We start from the raw sequence: 15,919 nt of genomic DNA, 5'->3' as shown, positions 1-15,919 counted from the left end.
CTTAGGCCGTCAAAGGAGGTAAAGATGCGTGTAGCGTTGTTGGTGCTTTTTTTGCTGCTGGCGGCGTGCGGATCGCAGACGAGCGCCCCTAGTTGGACCCTCGAGCGGATTGCCGCCCTCACCCCGGAGCAGATCGACGCCCTGAGCGAAGGGGAGCTGCAGGAGATCCAGGGCGTGCTGCAACCCGAGTTTGCCCGGGTGGAGCGCGAGCTCGCCCAGCTCCAGTCGCAATTGGAGGGGCTGAGCGGGATAACCGCCCAGGAGGCGCGCTGGCCCAACTTCGACTACACCGTCTACCTGGCGACCGCCATTCCGTACACTACCTTTTTCGCCCGTTACTACCGCGCCTACAGCGGCCCCGATTGGAGCAACAACGGGTGCAGCTATTCCCCTGACAAACCGCTGCTCCTCAACTTTAAAGACCCCTGCAACCACCACGACTTCGGCTACCGCAACGTGCCGCAGTACGCTCGAGGGCGCAGCGAGACCTATCGCAAGTACGTGGACGACCGCTTCTTGTCCAACCTGAAATCGGTGTGCGGCGACCTGCCCTGGTGGGACCCCCGTAAGGACCAGTGCTACGTCCTGGCCTACACCTACTACGCGGCGGTGCGAAACCTTGGGAAAGGGGCTTATTACAGCACCCCCCAGCGCTACCCCTGAGGGGGTCCGCCGGGTTAGTCCGCCGCTACCTGTAGGTTACGGGCGATCTCGGGGATTTTGAGCAGGAAGTGCCCGGTGGGGCTCCCGGCTTTTTGCGCGACCGCCTCGGGGGTCCCCTCGGCCACGATCTCGCCGCCCCGGGCCCCGCCCTCGGGCCCCAAGTCCACCACCCAGTCGGCGGTCTTGACCACGTCCATGTTGTGCTCGATCACCACCACGGTGTTGCCCGCGTCGACCAGCCGGTGCAGCACCGCCAGCAGCTTGGACACGTCCTCGAAGTGCAGCCCGGTGGTGGGCTCATCAAGGATGTACAGGGTACGCCCGGTGGCCTTGCGGCCTAGTTCGGTGGAGAGCTTGATGCGCTGGGCCTCCCCGCCGGAGAGGGTAGGGGAGGGCTGGCCCAGCTTCATGTACCCCAGGCCCACGTCCACCATCAGCTGCAGCTTACGGGCGATGGTGGGCACGTTTTGGAAAAACTCCAGCCCCTCTTCTACGGTCATGTCCAGCACGTCGGCGATGCTCTTGCCCCGCAGCTTGACCTCGAGCGTCTCCTTGTTGTAGCGCTTGCCTTTGCACACGTCGCAAGGCACATAGAGATCGGGGAGGAAGAGCATCTCGATCTTCACCGTGCCGTCACCGCCGCAGGCCTCGCAGCGGCCGCCCTTGACGTTGAAGCTGAAGCGCCCGCTCTGGTAGCCGCGCTTGCGGGCCTCGGGGGTCTTGGCGAAGAGTTCGCGGATCTCGTCGAAGATGCCGGTATAGGTGGCGGGGTTGGAGCGCGGGGTGCGCCCGATGGGGGACTGGTCGATCTCGATGACCTTGTCGAGGTGTTCTATGCCCTCGAGGCCGCTGAACTTGCCGGGGATGGTCTTGGCCCGCATCAGCTCGCGCGCCAGGGCTGCGTAGAGGATGTCGTGGACCAGGGTGCTTTTGCCCGAACCCGAGGGCCCCGTGATCGCCACGAACTTGCCCAGCGGGATGTGCAGGTCGATGCCTTTGAGGTTGTGCTCGCGGGCCCCCCTTACGGTGAGCCACTTGCCGTTGCCCTTGCGCCGCACCGGCGGCACCGGGATGCGTTTTTCACCCCGCAGGTAGGCCCCGGTGAGGCTCTTGGGGTGGTTGATGATGTCCTCGAGCTCCCCTTCGGCCACCACCTTTCCCCCGTGGACGCCCGCGCCCGGCCCCATGTCGACGATCCAATCCGCTTCGCGCATGGTCTCCTCGTCGTGCTCGACCACCAGAAGGGTGTTGCCCAGGTCGCGCAGCTTTTTGAGGGTCCCGATCAGGCGCAGGTTATCGCGGGGGTGCAGCCCGATGCTAGGCTCGTCCAGCACGTACAGCACCCCGGTCAGGCCGGAGCCTACCTGGGTGGCCAGGCGGATGCGCTGGGCCTCTCCGCCGGAGAGGGTGTTGGCCCCGCGGTCCAGGGTGAGGTAGTCGAGGCCCACGTCTTCCAAGAAACCCAGGCGGTTGTGCACCTCGCGCAGGATCGGCAGGGCGATCTGCCGCTGCATTGCGCTTAACTCGCGCGGCTCCGATGGGTCGGCCAGCCCTTCCAGGCGGATGCGGTGGGCTTGCATCCGCTCGGCCTCTTCCAGGGCCCGGCCTTCCGCCACCGCCTCGAAGAAGCGCTTGGCCTCGCGCACCGGCAGGTTGGAGACCTCGGCGATGTTGAAACTGCCCACCCGCACGCTCAGCACTTCCCGTTTATAGCGGGTCCCACCGCAAGCGGGGCAGGCCCTGAGGCTCATGTAAGCCTCCAGGGTTTCGCGCAAGCCCTCCGACTCGGTTTCGTTGTAGCGGGACTCGAGCCAGGGGATCACCCCCTCGTAGCTCACGCTGAAGCGCATAGTTTCGCGCCCGTTGCGCTTGAGCACCACCTCGAAGGGTTCCGGCAGGCCGTAAAGCACCGCCTCTTTGGCGCTTGGCGGCAGGTCCTTGAAGGGGGTGCGCAGGTCGAAACCCAGGTGCTCGGAGAGCGCGCGCAGCCGGTCCCAGAGGTAGCCCTTGCCGGTGTCGCGGCCCTTGGCCCAGGGGATGATCGCGCCCTCCGCCAGGGAGAGTTCAGGGTTGGCGACCAGCTCGGGATCGAACTCCCGTTTGTAACCCAGCCCCGAGCAGTCCGGGCAGGCGCCGTAGGGGGCGTTGAAGGAGAAGATGCGGGGCTCGAGTTCTTCCAGAATGCTGCCGTGTTCGGGGCAGGCGAACTTCTCCGAGTACAGCTCCTCGAGGCCGTCGTCGGGGTAGAGGACCCGCATCAGCCCTTCGCCGCGCAGCAGCGCGAGCTCCACCGACTCGGCCACGCGGGGGCGCTCTTCCTCCTTGAGCACCACCCGGTCCACCACCAGGTCGATGTCGTGCTTCTCGTACTTCTCCAGCTTGAGGTCGGCGGCCTCCTCGAGGGTGTAGATGATCCCATCCACCCGAGCCCGGGCGTAGCCCTCCTTCTGGAGCTGCTGGAAGAGCTTGCGGTACTCCCCTTTGCGCCCGCGCACCACCGGGGCCAGCAGGATGGCCCGGGTACCCTCGGGTCGGGCGAAGAGCTTGTCGGTGATCTCGCTGGCCGATTGCCGCTCGATGGCCCGCCCGCAGTGCGGGCAGTACGCGGTGCCCACGCGGGCGAACAGCAGGCGCAGGTAGTCGTGGACCTCGGTCACCGTGCCCACGGTGGAGCGGGGGTTGTGGGAGGTGGTCTTCTGGTCGATAGAGATCGCCGGGGAGAGCCCTTCGATGCTCTCTACCTCCGGTTTGTCCATCACCCCCAGAAACTGCCGGGCATAGGAGGAGAGGCTTTCCACGTAGCGCCGCTGCCCCTCGGCGTAGATGGTGTCGAAGGCCAGGGTGCTCTTTCCCGAGCCGGAGACCCCCGTGATCACCACGAATTTCCCGCGAGGCAGCTCGATCGTGATGTTCTTGAGGTTGTGCTCGCGGGCTCCCTTGACGACGATGCGGTCCATCCGAACGAGTATAGCACCGCTGTTGGGTATCCCCAAGTCTTGATTCTTTCATTCTGCTTGTGCCATAATCCCAGGTAAGGCTGCCTGCGAATGGCTCGAGGGGGTCCGAAGCACGGGAGAACTCCCTGGGCCGCTCCCCCGTTCTACCGGACGGAAAGGCTTTCCACCCAGACCAACTCGCAGGCCCCCTCGCCGGTGTCTTCGCGACTCAGGGAAGTATTCCAATAAAACCCCTCGGGACCCTGGGCGTTGACCAGATAGCCGCGTATCCGCACGATATGGCCCGGTTTGAGCCCCTTGAGCCGCCGTTCGATGTAGGCATTGGCCGGGATCATGTGCATGTTGGCGCTCGAGCGTTCGATCTCCTCGCGGGGGATGGGGTATGCCGAGGTCTGCCAGAAGTAGAAGCGGGCGCTTTGCCAGAAGCGGATGTGCCGCAGCACCGCGGTATCCGACATGCGGCCCCAACCCAGGACCAGATCCACCGGGGCGATGCGGGCCCCGGGGTCGTGATAGATATGCTTGAGAATAACGCGGGCCTCGAGCTCGAAGCTGGCCAGGGCAGTGAGGTGGATGCCGTTCTTCTCCAAACCCAGGGCTGGGGACAGCTCCACCTGGAGCGGAATCCTCGGCGCGACCACGCCGGGGGGGCGCTCGATAGGGCGGGCGTCCATGGAGCGCAGCAGGAAAAACCCAGCGATCCCCAACCCCACCATCCACCACAGCCAACGCATACTTTTCAGGATAGGGGCAAGGTGCAAACGGGGCGATTTACTCTTGGCCCAGCCAGTTCACGAAGGCATTCACCACGTCGCTATCCCCGATCAGCTCGGGGTTTTGCGCCGCCGCCTCGAAAAAAGCCCGCAGCACTTGTTCGTCGGCCCTATCCATCAACTCCAGCACGCTCTGCCCGGCGTAGGGGCCCTGGGTGAGGGGCTGGCTCAATCCCTGGAGTTCCCGTTGCCGCTGGGGGTTGTCCTTGGCCTCGTCGCGCAGGAACTGCACCACCTCGCGCAGCGCGGCGGTGGTGCGCTCGAGCAGGAGGCGATCCCCCTGCGGCCCCAGCATCTCCCCTTCGCTGAGCAGGGGCCGGTCGTTCAGGTCGCGGATTTGTAGCCCGGCCACATAGAGGCGCCGCGCCAGGCTAGGGGGGCTGGCGCTCACGCTTTGGGATAGCTTTTGGTCTCCGTAGAGCACTTCCAGGTAATAGCGCCCCTCCCGGGGCAGGGTTACCGCGGGGGCGGCCTCGATCCGTTCGGCAGTCATGGGCCGGAAGGCGATCTCCTTGCGCTGTTCCAGCAGCACCCGCCCGTTCTCGTCGAGAAGCCGCGTCACCAGCGGGGCGCGCATCAGGTAGGGGCTGCCCTCGAGCCTCACTATCGGGAAGACCGCCTCTCCGGCCCGGAAGGGTTGGGCGTCGGGGCCTGCGGGCTGGAGGGCGAGCTTTTCCAGGGAAATCCGGAGCTCGAGCTGGATTCGGCTGGCCCGCCGGGCCGCCGGGGCCAACGGGTGCTGGGGGTTAGCCTCGGCGAAGCGCTGATAAAAGGCCCGGGCCTGGGCCACTTCGCCACCTCGCTCCGCGAGGTAGCCCTGCCAGTAGGTGAGGAGCGGGTTCTTGGCTTTGGCCAGGTCTTCCAGCGCGGCCTCGAACTCCTGTTCGTCGTCGCGTTGCAGCGCCTGATCATAGGCCTGCTTAGCCCCGTACACATCCCCGTATAGGGCCTTGACCAGCCCCAGGTTGTAGGCCGGGGTGGGGCTGGACTCGCCGAGCGTAAGCGCCCTGCGGCTGGCCTGGATCGAGCGGGCCCGGTCCCCGGTAAGGTAGTAGGCCCAGCCCAGGTTGGTCCAGTAGAGGGGCTTTTGCGGCAGGAGGGCCAGGGCCTTGAGCAGCGCGTCGCGGGCTTCGCCGGGCTGGCCCTCGTCGAAGGCGGCAAAGCTCACCTCCTCCCAGGCGATGGGCAGCTCGGGGGCGATCTGGGCCAGCTTGCGGGCGGTCTGATGCCAATCCCCCTGCCCTGCCGAGCGCTGAATCAAGAGCGCGGTGAGCCGCTCGTAGGCCAGGCCGTCGGCCAGCTTGCGGGCCGCCTCGAGGGCCTGGGCTTGCCTCCCGGCGCCCAAATCGGCCAGGGCCTGGTAAGCCGGGGACAGGCGTCGCTGGGCCAGGTTGGTCCAGAAATCCAGCAGCGGCTTGGGCAGGAGGGCCGCTAGGTCGGGGGTAGGGGCTCTCCCCTGGCGGGTCTCGAGGGCGGCGGCATATAGCCCCCGCAAGGCCGCATCGGTGATCACCGAGAGCTCGCCCTGGCTCATCCTTTGGTAGGTTGCCTCCAGGCCGTGCGCGAGCCCGGGAAAGGGATGAGGGAAGAGACCCAGCTTTGCCTCGAGCCAGCGCTGGGCCAGCTCGAGGCGGCTAAAGCGGGCCCTGCGGCTTTCCTGGGGGGTGGAGAGGTAGATCGTGACCCACCCGTCTTGGCCCACCTCGCCCACCGCCAGCCAGTCCGCCCCGCTCACCTCGCGGGCCAGCCGGGCTCCGCCGAGGCTCTCGATGCGCCCGGAGGCGAGGTCGTAGCCATCCCGCCAGGGAAGGTCGGGGAGAAGGAGGGCGGCGAGCGAGGGCGGGGCCACCCGCAATCCCTCCGCCAGGGCGTGGGCCGCGCCCTGGCCGCCCGGCCCGGCGAAGGGTAATACCAAGCCTTTGGGGGGTTGCGCTAGCGCCAGACCCAGCAAGGCGGACATCCAGGCGAAAAGCCGGAGCAAAGCGGACATGGGGTTATGGTAGCAGCCTCGGGGCGGGTCGAACGTCATACGCCCTACGCCGTAGCTCCGACGCTTTCGATTTACGCCCCCATCCCGGAAAACTGCCGCAGCCCTTTGCGCCATAGCCAGCGGTTGAGGAGGAAGAAAAACAAGGCCCAGGCTAAGAGCACCAAAAACCCCTGCCCGATGTTGACCGGCTGCCCGGCCAGGATCGAGGCCGGGAAGTAGACCAGGTAAGGGAAAGGGGTGAGCAGGGCCAGGTTCCGCACCGCCTCCGGGAAGACCGAGAGCGGGGCCACCAGGCCGGAGAGGAAGAGGTAGAGGATGAACCAGCCTTCCTCCAGGCTGCTGGCCCGCTCGGTCCAGAAGGCTACTAGGGCAAAGGTATACTGCATCAAAAACCGCATCGCAAAGCTGGCCGCGGTGGCTAGCAGCCCAAGCAGAATCCCCTTCCAGCTCGGCGCGAAGAGGGCTCCCGGATACAGCAGGAAGAAGACCCCCAAGAGCAGCAGGGCGAAGGGCAGCCGGGCTACCCGCTCGGAAAGGTGCGCGGCCACGTGATCCCACACCGGGTCTATCGGCCGCAGCAGCTTGAAGGAGAGCCGCCCTTCCACCACCTCCCGTTCGAAGTCCCAGATCACCCATACCACCGTGAGCTGCCGCACCAGGAAGACCATCAGAAAGTAGCGGGCGAACTCGTCGGGGGTAAGCCCGAAGCCCCCGCCCTGGGCGGCCTGGGTCCACACCCCCATCAGGATGATCGGGAGCAGCCCGGCGATAGCCCACAGGATCAGCTCGGCGCGGTACTCGAGCATGTAGGCGTAGTAGACCTGGAGAAGGGTTTTAGCCTTGCGCCACACGTGGCAGTTTACTCCCAAAGGTTAGATCGCCACCGCCAGCCGTTCCTGGGCTTGATGCTCCTGGGCCGTGCGCTCCTCGGCTTTCCAGCCCAGCTCCTTCGCCAGAAGCCGGGTCACCTCGGGGAGGGCGGCCTGGGCGGCTTGGGTATCCAAAAAGGCCAACCGGGTGCGCCGGGCCAGCACGTCCATGGGGGTCTGGGCCAGCTCGTGGCGGGCGGCGTAGATCACCTCGCTGGCGATGTAGGGGTAGCCGGGGGCCAGGCGGAGGTTCTGACCGATCTCGGCGACCCGACCCGCTCGGCTGCCGTAGGAGCGGTGGAGGTGTTGGGCGATATCAGGCTCGAGGCCATACTCCTGAGCCAGCTTCTGAGCTCCATCGGGATCGAAGCCCCACCCGCCCACCAGCCGTCGCTCGTGGGTGCGGCTGGGCCCGGCGCGTAGGCCGAATCTCCCCACCGCGTAGTTCAGACAGTCCAGGGCCATCTTGCGGTAGGTGGTCCACTTGCCCCCGGTGAGCGTGAGGAGGCCGGAGGGGCTCTCCTCCACCAGATGATCGCGGGCCAGCCGGGCGGTATCGGCAGCTTGTGGCCGGGCGACCAGCGGCCTGAGCCCCGCCCACGCCGCCCGGACCTCCTCCCGGGGGATTCTACCCAAGTAGGGCTCGACCTGGCGCAGGATGTAGGCGATCTCCTCCTCGCGGGCCTTGGGGTGCGGGGTGGGCTCGGCAGGATCGTCGGTGGTGCCGACCAGGGTCTGCCCCAGCCAGGGCAGCACAAAGATTACCCGCCCGTCTTCGGTATGGGGGATCAGCAGCCCGGTATCGGGCGGGCTGTACTTTGGGTCAAGGACGATGTGAACCCCGGAGCTCGCCCTGACCAGCGCGGGGGCGGCGGGGTCGTCCAGGTGGCGGATGTGGTCGGAGAAGGGGCCGGTGGCGTTGATCACGACCTTGGCCCCTACCTCGAGCTCCTGCCCGCCCAGCCTGTCGCGTACCACCGCTCCGCGGAGCTTCCCATCCTGTTTCAGCAGGGCGGTGACCTCGGCGTAGTTCACCGCTACGGCGCCCTCTTCCAAGGCGGTCAGGATGAGCTCGAGGTTATACCGGGCGTCGTCGAACTGCCCGTCCTGATAGGCCACCGAGCCCACCAGTCCCTCCCTCCGCACCGCAGGGAAGCGGCGCCGGGTCTCCTGCGGGCTCAGGTAGCGGGATAGCGCCAGCCGGGCCTTCCCCGCTAGCAGGTCGTAGAGCTTGAGGCCGGTCCAGTAGTAGGGCATCTCCCACAGCTTGTACAGCGGGGTGAGGAGCCAGAGGGGGCGGGTCAGGTGGGGGGCCAGCCGGAGCAGCGTGGCCCGCTCGTGCAGGGCGTCGCGCACCAGGTTGAGCTGGACGCGGTCAAGGGTTTTGACCGCCAGCTCGAGGTAGCGCACCCCGCCGTGGATGAGCTTGGTAGAGCGGCTGGAAGTCCCCTCGGCAAAATCCAGCCGTTCCACCAGGGCCACCTTGAGCCCCCGCGTGGCCGCGTCGAGGGCCACGCCCGCGCCGCTTGCTCCCCCTCCGATGACCAGCAGATCGAAGCTTTCGTTGTTGAGACGCTCGAGCAGGGCAGTTCGGTTCATCTATCTAAGTTACCGCAATCTGCCCCCTCAGCTCGTCCGGGGGGCTTCGACTTCCGCTCCGCTCTCGAAGACGCGCCCGATGACCTCTTCCACCGCGGGCTCGCGCACCTCCAGGTCGGCCACCGGAAGCTCCTTGAGGATCTGGGCGATCCCCTCCACCAGCGTTTCCCGCCGCAGCAGAAGCCGGGCTTGGCGCACTTCGTACTGGGCCACCTCCCCGTAGCGCTCGAAGGTTTCGCGAGAGACCGGGCGCTCGAGCTCGAGGCGCACCTCGCGGTAAGGGGCGAAGCGCTCCAAAAGCCCCTGCAGGCCGCCGTCGTAGATGAGGGAGCCCCGGTGGATCAGCAGCACCCGCTCGGCCAGGGCGGTGATGTCGGCCATGTAGTGGCTGGTGAGCAAAATGGTGGCCCCATAACGGCGGTTATACTCGCGCAGGAATTCACGCACGGCGTTCTGGGCGTTCACATCCAGGCCCAGGGTGGGTTCGTCGAGGAAGAGCACCTGGGGACGGTGAAGGAGGGCGGCCAGGAGTTCAGCCTTCATCCGCTCCCCCAAGGAGAGCTTGCGCACCGGTTGGGTCAGCTTGCCCCCCAGCCCCAGCATCTCGGCCAACTCCCCAACCCGCTTCTTCAGCTCAGCATCGGGGATCTCGTACACCGCGGCGTTGATGGCGAAGGAGTCCCCCGCCGGCAGGTCCCAGATGAGCTGCTGTTTGTTACCCATCACCAGGGTGATCTTCCTGAGAAACTCGGCCTCGCGGCGGAAGGGGAGGTGTCCGGCCACCTCGACCCGCCCGGCGGTAGGGTGGATCAGGCCGGTGAGCATCTTGAGGGTGGTGGTCTTGCCCGCCCCGTTGGGCCCCAGAAAGCCCACGATCTCGCCCGGTTCGATCTGGAAACTCACCCCCTTGACCGCCTCGATCTGCCGGTATCTGCGCGCCAAAAAATGCCGCAGCGTGCCCGCCAGACCAGGGTCTTTGAGGGCCACCGGGTAGCTTTTGCTGAGGTTCTCTGCGCTGACGATAGCCACACGTACACTATAGAGCGCGGGGGAAAGCGTGGCCCGCCCTATAGCGCCTTGGGATGAACCATGTAACCTGTCGGCATGGACCTTCGCAACCTCCGCTATGACTACACCAAGGGCGAACTCCACGAAGCCGACGTTTCGCCCGATCCCGTTGAGCAGTTCGGGGTCTGGCTCGCGGCGGCCCTGGCCGCTGGGCTCGTCGAACCCTACGGCATGACGCTTTCCACGGTGGGGGAGGGGGGTCGTCCCAGCAGCCGGGTGGTGCTGCTACGGGGATTTTCTGCCGAAGGTTTCGTCTTCTATACCAACTACCACAGCCGCAAGGGCCGCGAGCTCGAGGCCCACCCCTACGCCGCGCTGAACTTCTGGTGGCCCTCGCTCGAGCGCCAGGTGCGCATCGAAGGCCGGGTGGAAAAAGTCTCCGCCGAAGAGTCGGACGCTTACTTTGCCGGCCGCCCCTACGAGAGCCAGGCGGCCTCGGCCGCGAGCCCCCAGAGCGAGCCTATCCCCTCGCGGGAGGTGTTGCTGCAATGGATTGAACAGACCAAGCAGCGCTATCCCAGGCAAGTTCCCCGGCCAGCCCACTGGGGGGGCTACCGGTTGGTACCGGATTACTTCGAGTTCTGGCAGGGCCGTAAAAGCCGCATCCACGACCGGCTGGCCTACACCTTGCAGCCGGACGGAGGCTGGAAGATTACGCGCTTGGCGCCCTAAGCTATAGCTGTGCGCTACGGTAAACTTCTGCTCCGCTTCTGGGGGAGTGCCCTGGCGGCGGAGCTCGAGTACCGGGGGAACTTTCTCTTGGCCGCCCTTGCCGCGGTCGCGATGCTGGCCGGAAGTGTGTTTAGCCTCTCGCTCTTGTACCAAGGGGGGTACCGCCCGGGAGGGTGGCGGTTTGACGAGGCCTTGCTGGTGTTGGGGGCGTTTACGATCCTCGAGGGCTTCTCCAACACCTTTCTGGGCCCCAACCTCAACCGCATCGTCGAGCAGGTGCAAAAAGGGACCCTGGATTTTGTGCTCCTGAAACCGGTGGACAGCCAGTTCTGGCTTTCGACCCGTTTCTTCTCGCCCTGGGGGTTGCCCAACCTGCTGTTTGGGCTAGGGGTTTGGATCTACGCCGGAAGCCGTTTGGGGATGGGGGTTCCCGACCACCTTGTGGGGCTTGGGCTGCTTGGGGTAGCGAGCCTGCTGCTGTACAGCTTGTGGTTCATTCTGGGTGCGACCAGCATCTGGTTCGTCAAGATCTACAACGTCACCGAGGTCCTGCGCGGCCTCCTGGAGGCCGGACGCTACCCCATCGGGGCGTACCCGGCCCTCTACCGCTTTTTCTTCACCTTCGTGGTTCCGGTGGCCTTCCTCACCACGGTTCCGGCGGAGGCCGCGCTGGGGCGGCTCGAGGGCCAAACCCTCCTCGTCGCGTTGGGCATCGCCCTGGGCATGTGCGCCTTCGCCCGCTTTTTTTGGCGGCTGGCCTTGCGCAGCTACACCTCTGCGAGCAGCTAATGTGGCTCATGCTCCGGCGGTAGAATTGCAACGTGGCCTGGGAGATCGTCATTGTCCTGTTGCTGGCATATTTGTTTGGCAGCATTCCGGCGGGAGCGCTGGTGGCGCGGGCCCGTGGGGTGGATATTCAGAAGGTCGGTTCGGGAAATATCGGCGCCACCAACGTGCTGCGCACCCTGGGACCGGGCCCGGCAGCGCTGGTGGCTTTTTTTGACGTGTTCAAGGGAGGGATCGCCCTCCTTATCGCTCGCTTGGCGGGATTGGACGGCCTGGTGGCGGGTCTGGTGGCGGTGGCGGCGGTGCTGGGGCACAACTACTCGGTCTTGCTGCGCTTCTCCGGCGGCAAGGGGGTTGCTACCAGTTTTGGCACCTTGCTGGTGCTGGACCCGCTGGTGGCCTTGCTGACCCTGCCCATCGGGGTGGCCACCATGGTCCTGACCCGTTACGTCTCGGCGGGAAGCATGATCGGGGGGGTGGCCTCGGTGGTGATCGCCCTAGGATTGGGGCGGCCTTGGTGGGAGGTCATCACCCTGGGGCTTTTGGCCGGGCTTATCTTCTTTACCCACCGCGAAAACATCCGGCGGCTTCAGGCCGGGACCGAACGCCGTTTGGGAGAGAAAACGGTGGCCTCCAAGCCGGAGGCCACCGGCTAGAGCCGGGAGTTCGCTTGCGCCGAAAGGAGCCTTTCGCTACCCCGCCTACCGGCGGCGAAAGAAGCGTCTCGCTCGGCGAAACTACGCCACCCCACGGCTTGCGCCGAAACAAGCGTCTCGCTCGGCGAAACTACGCCACCCCTCGCTCCGCTCGGGGAAACTACGCCTCGAGGTGCAGCTTTCCCCGGGCCGCCGCCACCGCGAGCTCGTTCCCCAGGGATTGCCGGACCGCCTGGTAGATCTCTTGCCAGTCGCTGTCGCTCAGCTCCGGGTTGGTAACCAGGCGCACCAGCAGGGCATAGGGGTGGGTCCCGGCGGCTAGGGCCATGGCGGTCTCGTCGAGTTGCTCGGCTCCTTTAAGGGCCCGCAGCATCCCGATGGCCTCGAACTGGATCTCCGAGAGGGGCATGAACTCGTCTTTGTTGACGTAGCTCAGGCTACCCACCTGCTCGAGCACGGCCATGGCCTTCTGGCGCTGGATTTCCATCTCGAGCCTTTGCTGGTGAACCTCGAGGGCCTGCATCACCTTAGGGACGCTCCGCTCGAGGTCACCCCCCACCAGCTTTTGTGCGCGCCGCCACCAATCCTCGAAAGCCTGGGCGGTCTGGGTAAGCCCTTGGGCGGCTTCCGCCGGGGCGGGAACCCCCTGGCCGAGCTGGGCTACCACCTGGCGTAACTCCTCGGCCAGCTGGTGCATGCGGTGCATGAGCCCCTGGCCCTCGTCCATCAACGACGCGGTCTGGGACAACCCGGCGGTTAGGTCTGTAGAGGGAACCGTGACCATACCCTTCACCATACCGCCCGGCGGCAAATTTTGCGGGTATTTTCTCACTGCGCCGCCTTCGTCTTGCATCCTCGAGGGATCAAGCGTATAACCCCTACTATGGCGCTTGATCTGCTGGTGATCGCCCCGCACCCCGACGACGCCGAGCTGGGCTGCGGGGGGATGCTGGCGCGGGCCAAGGCTGAGGGCTATAGCACGGCCATCCTCGAGCTGACCCGAGGGGAGATGGGCACCAAGGGCACGGTGCCGGAGCGGCTGGCCGAGGCCGAGGAGGCCGCCCGCATCCTGGGGCTGGACTACCGGGGCAACCTGGGGCTTCCCGATGGTGGCCTGGCCGATGTCCACGAGCAGCGCCTCGCGCTGGGACAGGCCTTGCGGCGCGTGCGCCCCAGGGTGGTGATCGCCCCCTGGTTCGCCGACCGCCACCCTGACCACGTGGCCGCCCACCATCTCAGCCGGAGCGCGGTGCATTTTGCCGGGCTGAGCCGGGCCGCGCTCGAGGGCCAGCCGCACAAGGTTGAGCGGATGTTCTTCTACCCCGGCAACTACGCGGCGACGCCCAGCTTGTTGGTAGACGTATCGGCCTACATCGAGACCTGGCAGGCCGCCGTTTTGGCCCATCGAAGCCAGTTCTATGGTGAGGCCGCCTCCGAGACCGTGAGCCTGGCCGGGGTGGAGGCGCGGCGGGCGTTACGCCGGGCCTGGGGCAATTACCTGGGCGTGGCCTACGCCGAGCCGCTGGTGAGCCTCCAGCCGGTGCTGGGGGTGCCGTGGTGATTCGTGGGGTAGATCTGATCAGGCCTTAGCCAGGAAATCGGTTAGCGTTGTGAAGAACACTTCGGGCTCCTCGAGCCAGGGGTAGTGGCCGCTGCGCTCGAAGATCACCAACCTTGAACCCCGGATCCCCTCCTGGATGGCTTGAGCTTGGACTGGCGAGCAGATAAAGTCGTGACGCCCCTCGATAATGAGGGTAGGAACGCTTATAGAGCCCAGCTTTTCTCGTACCAAAAAACGTTTGTCCGAAGCTCCGGCTGCGACAAAGGTGCTGAGAGGTATAGGATGAGACCGGACGTACTCGCGGTACACGGTCACCCCGTCCCCGACGGGGTCGAAGAAATACAGCGGCGCGATCATGTCTAGCCCCACCCCCAGGCTGGCGCCTGACAGCTGTATTTTGCCCTGGCGCCAATACATGAAGACTTGGGCCGCCTCGGCAAAGCGGGGGTCTTGGGCCAGAGTTGGCAGAGTGCGCTCCAGGTCTTGCTCCGGTTCTTCCACCCCCAGCTGCGCTCCCACTAACACGAGGTGAGATAGAGATTGCGGGTACTTCAGGGCGTAGTTCATAGCGATAAAGCCGCCGTGCGAGTGGCCTAGCAGGGCGAAGGCCTCCAGGTGCAAGTGGTGGCGCAGGGCCTCGAGGACTTCTACAAAGGTGCCCACCTGGATATCTTCTTGGCGCGGAGCTGCTGACTGGCCGCTGCCGGGGGTATCGTAATAGAGCAGGGTGAAGTGCCCCTCCAGGGGATTCAGAGTTTGCTGATAGAACGCACTGCCAAAGCCCCAGCCGGGTGACTGTACGACCAAGGGTGGACCGCTGCCCGTCACCTTGTACCAAACTTCCATATCACCCACCCGCAAGGTGTTTCCCCTCGGGTTAACGGTCATCGGCCACCTCCTGAGTGCTGAGCCGCGCCCCCCCACTGCCCCCAAGCTGCGGCCAAAGCCAGGGCTCCAAAACTCAGCGGGCCACCCGGCCAGGCGTGGGTTCTAAACACCGCAAGGCCCAACGCTGAGACGCCCAGTAACGCTACTAAACCCCACGAAGCCCCAGCCCGACGCAGGGTAAAGGCTGATGCTAGCGCGCCTACCAGCCAAGCGGTAGTTCCCACCACCGCCAACAGCGGTGAACCCATCCCGCCGATTATCGGATGGTTCCATACCGTTAGCAGCGGGGCTTGCCAGGCCGCCAGCGCCCCTGCGTTCTGAGCCGCCTCCACCAACACTCCGGTCGTTACCCCAGCGGCGGTGTCGAAGGCCACGAAATCTACCGCAAAGACGAACAAGGCAATTCGTGACAACACTACCATCGGGCCGCTAAGTCCAGCGGTGAGTAGCCCAAGGCTAAGGGCTGCCAAGGGAAACAGGGCGATCTGAAGATAATGCACCAGCAACCAGGTGGGCAAGCTTTGTCGGCTGAGTTCAGTGGGGTCACGGACATGGGGGTGAAACAGCTCGAGCACCGCTAGTGCCAGCGGAACCCCCACTACCGTGGCAGCTTTCGCCCATCGGGAAAAGGCGAACCTCGCTATCGAAGCCACACTACTTCCGGTCATGATACCCTCCTTGACGAGTCAGGAGCAACAGCAGACCGTGCCCAAGGGTGCCTTACCCAAACGCACCCCCTATGAGCTTTACACGATGTCAAGTCGGCGTGAGGCGAGTATAGGGTATGCTTGACGCAATGTCAAGTCCGCAAACCGATACCCGAGAGCGCATCCTCAGAGAGGCTTGGCGGTTGATGGAAGAAAAGCGGGGAGAGGGGGTGCGGATGAGCGATATTGCTAAGGCCGCGGGTATATCCCGGCAAGCGCTCTATCTGTATTTTCGTTCCCGCGCCGAGCTGTTGATTGCCACTACCCACTACCTCGACCAAGTGCGGGGTCTCGAAGAGCGGTTGCGCCAGGGACAACAAGCCGTCACCGGGGTGGAATCGTTCGAGACCTACCTCGAGATCTGGGGGAACTACATCCCTGAGGTTTACGGGCTGTCCAAAGCACTGCTCTCGGCCCGCGAGACCGACCCAGATGCTGCTGCCGCTTGGGACGACCGCACCCGAATGCTGCGTGAAAACAGCCGCAAAGTAATCAATTGTCTACTCCGTGACGGAATGCTGGCCTCCGGGTGGTCGCCGCAAGCCGCCAGTGACCTGCTGTGGGCGCTGATGTCGGTACAGACCTGGGAAAACCTGACTGTAGAGTGCGGCTGGAGCCACGAGGAGTACGTCCAACGAATGAAAGCGCTGCTCAAGCAAGTCTTGGTGCGGAGTCCAAAAGAGGACGTGTAGCGAGTTCCTCTGAGGTTACACCAAGATTCAAGGGCAGG

General features: G+C 65.3%; 15 protein-coding genes. 6 read left to right on the top strand and 9 right to left on the bottom strand.

Annotated elements, in window-relative coordinates:
• Window positions 1-24: 24 nt before the first annotated feature.
• The gene (locus DNA98_RS11640) at window positions 25-663 is read left to right on the top strand and encodes a phospholipase A2 (RefSeq protein ID WP_110530852.1); all 639 of its coding nucleotides are present in this window, start codon (window positions 25-27) and stop codon (window positions 661-663) included.
• 14 nt (window positions 664-677) lie between these two features.
• On the opposite strand, the gene uvrA is transcribed toward DNA98_RS11640, so the two are convergent.
• From uvrA to DNA98_RS11610, 6 genes are all read right to left on the bottom strand, one after another.
• On the bottom strand, window positions 678-3,620 hold the full coding sequence (gene uvrA / locus DNA98_RS11635; RefSeq protein WP_110530850.1) for an excinuclease ABC subunit UvrA: 2,943 nt from the start codon (window positions 3,618-3,620) through the stop codon (window positions 678-680).
• A 143-nt stretch (window positions 3,621-3,763) separates the two neighbouring features.
• On the bottom strand, window positions 3,764-4,354 hold the full coding sequence (locus DNA98_RS11630; RefSeq protein ID WP_110530849.1) for a hypothetical protein: 591 nt from the start codon (window positions 4,352-4,354) through the stop codon (window positions 3,764-3,766).
• 37 nt (window positions 4,355-4,391) lie between these two features.
• On the bottom strand, window positions 4,392-6,383 hold the full coding sequence (locus DNA98_RS11625; RefSeq protein WP_233493193.1) for a hypothetical protein: 1,992 nt from the start codon (window positions 6,381-6,383) through the stop codon (window positions 4,392-4,394).
• Window positions 6,384-6,454: 71 nt separating this feature from the next.
• Window positions 6,455-7,189: an ABC-2 family transporter protein gene (locus DNA98_RS11620; RefSeq protein ID WP_110530903.1), complete on the bottom strand. Its 735-nt coding sequence runs from the start codon at window positions 7,187-7,189 to the stop codon at window positions 6,455-6,457.
• Window positions 7,190-7,255: 66 nt separating this feature from the next.
• A complete protein-coding gene (locus DNA98_RS11615) occupies window positions 7,256-8,851 on the bottom strand; it encodes a glycerol-3-phosphate dehydrogenase/oxidase (RefSeq protein ID WP_110530847.1) in 1,596 nt (531 codons plus the stop codon).
• A gap of 27 nt (window positions 8,852-8,878) precedes the next feature.
• A complete protein-coding gene (locus tag DNA98_RS11610) occupies window positions 8,879-9,880 on the bottom strand; it encodes an ATP-binding cassette domain-containing protein (protein ID WP_110530845.1) in 1,002 nt (333 codons plus the stop codon).
• Window positions 9,881-9,955: 75 nt separating this feature from the next.
• Between DNA98_RS11610 and pdxH the strand changes: the two genes are divergently transcribed.
• Genes pdxH through plsY form a run of 3 tightly spaced genes read left to right on the top strand, consistent with a single transcriptional unit; the run spans window position 9,956 to window position 12,033 of the window.
• Window positions 9,956-10,591: a pyridoxamine 5'-phosphate oxidase gene (gene pdxH / locus DNA98_RS11605; protein ID WP_110530843.1), complete on the top strand. Its 636-nt coding sequence runs from the start codon at window positions 9,956-9,958 to the stop codon at window positions 10,589-10,591.
• Window positions 10,592-10,600: 9 nt separating this feature from the next.
• Window positions 10,601-11,380, top strand: coding sequence for an ABC transporter permease (locus DNA98_RS11600; RefSeq protein WP_110530841.1), 780 nt, complete (start codon window positions 10,601-10,603; stop codon window positions 11,378-11,380).
• A gap of 32 nt (window positions 11,381-11,412) precedes the next feature.
• Window positions 11,413-12,033 (top strand): glycerol-3-phosphate 1-O-acyltransferase PlsY, encoded by a 621-nt coding sequence (gene plsY / locus DNA98_RS11595; protein ID WP_110530839.1) that lies wholly within the window; start codon window positions 11,413-11,415, stop codon window positions 12,031-12,033.
• Between the two features lie 160 nt (window positions 12,034-12,193).
• Here plsY and DNA98_RS11590 read toward each other — a convergent pair whose 3' ends face one another.
• Complete coding sequence (locus DNA98_RS11590; RefSeq protein ID WP_129865716.1) at window positions 12,194-12,817, bottom strand: hypothetical protein; 624 nt, start codon at window positions 12,815-12,817, stop codon at window positions 12,194-12,196.
• 99 nt (window positions 12,818-12,916) lie between these two features.
• On the opposite strand from DNA98_RS11590, the gene bshB1 reads away from it, so the two are divergent.
• A complete protein-coding gene (gene bshB1, locus DNA98_RS11585; protein WP_110530836.1) occupies window positions 12,917-13,594 on the top strand; it encodes a bacillithiol biosynthesis deacetylase BshB1 in 678 nt (225 codons plus the stop codon).
• 18 nt (window positions 13,595-13,612) lie between these two features.
• Here the strand turns inward: bshB1 and DNA98_RS11580 are convergent, their stop codons facing one another.
• Window positions 13,613-14,482: an alpha/beta fold hydrolase gene (locus DNA98_RS11580; RefSeq protein WP_110530834.1), complete on the bottom strand. Its 870-nt coding sequence runs from the start codon at window positions 14,480-14,482 to the stop codon at window positions 13,613-13,615.
• Complete coding sequence (locus DNA98_RS11575; RefSeq protein ID WP_129865715.1) at window positions 14,479-15,150, bottom strand: hypothetical protein; 672 nt, start codon at window positions 15,148-15,150, stop codon at window positions 14,479-14,481. Before DNA98_RS11575 ends, DNA98_RS11580 begins: the two co-directional genes overlap by 4 nt.
• A 128-nt stretch (window positions 15,151-15,278) precedes the next feature.
• On the opposite strand from DNA98_RS11575, the gene DNA98_RS11570 reads away from it, so the two are divergent.
• On the top strand, window positions 15,279-15,881 hold the full coding sequence (locus DNA98_RS11570; RefSeq protein WP_158531643.1) for a TetR/AcrR family transcriptional regulator: 603 nt from the start codon (window positions 15,279-15,281) through the stop codon (window positions 15,879-15,881).
• Window positions 15,882-15,919: the final 38 nt, after the last annotated feature.

The sequence above is a fragment of the Meiothermus sp. Pnk-1 genome, from assembly GCF_003226535.1.
GTDB lineage: Bacteria > Deinococcota > Deinococci > Deinococcales > Thermaceae > Allomeiothermus.
This window is presented reverse-complemented; position numbering and strand designations above follow the sequence as displayed.

Excerpts from the sequence above, each read along its gene's own strand:
- DNA98_RS11575 (WP_129865715.1), bottom strand. The coding sequence starts at position 15,150 with ATGACCGGAAGTAGTGTGGCTTCGATAGCGAGGTTCGCCTTTTCCCGA.
- uvrA (WP_110530850.1), bottom strand. The coding sequence starts at position 3,620 with ATGGACCGCATCGTCGTCAAGGGAGCCCGCGAGCACAACCTCAAGAAC.
- bshB1 (WP_110530836.1), top strand. The coding sequence starts at position 12,917 with ATGGCGCTTGATCTGCTGGTGATCGCCCCGCACCCCGACGACGCCGAG.
- pdxH (WP_110530843.1), top strand. The coding sequence starts at position 9,956 with ATGGACCTTCGCAACCTCCGCTATGACTACACCAAGGGCGAACTCCAC.
- DNA98_RS11580 (WP_110530834.1), bottom strand. The coding sequence starts at position 14,482 with ATGACCGTTAACCCGAGGGGAAACACCTTGCGGGTGGGTGATATGGAA.
- DNA98_RS11625 (WP_233493193.1), bottom strand. The coding sequence starts at position 6,383 with ATGTCCGCTTTGCTCCGGCTTTTCGCCTGGATGTCCGCCTTGCTGGGT.
- DNA98_RS11570 (WP_158531643.1), top strand. The coding sequence starts at position 15,279 with ATGTCAAGTCCGCAAACCGATACCCGAGAGCGCATCCTCAGAGAGGCT.
- DNA98_RS11630 (WP_110530849.1), bottom strand. The coding sequence starts at position 4,354 with ATGCGTTGGCTGTGGTGGATGGTGGGGTTGGGGATCGCTGGGTTTTTC.
- DNA98_RS11620 (WP_110530903.1), bottom strand. The coding sequence starts at position 7,189 with ATGCTCGAGTACCGCGCCGAGCTGATCCTGTGGGCTATCGCCGGGCTG.
- DNA98_RS11590 (WP_129865716.1), bottom strand. The coding sequence starts at position 12,817 with ATGGTCACGGTTCCCTCTACAGACCTAACCGCCGGGTTGTCCCAGACC.
- DNA98_RS11640 (WP_110530852.1), top strand. The coding sequence starts at position 25 with ATGCGTGTAGCGTTGTTGGTGCTTTTTTTGCTGCTGGCGGCGTGCGGA.
- DNA98_RS11615 (WP_110530847.1), bottom strand. The coding sequence starts at position 8,851 with ATGAACCGAACTGCCCTGCTCGAGCGTCTCAACAACGAAAGCTTCGAT.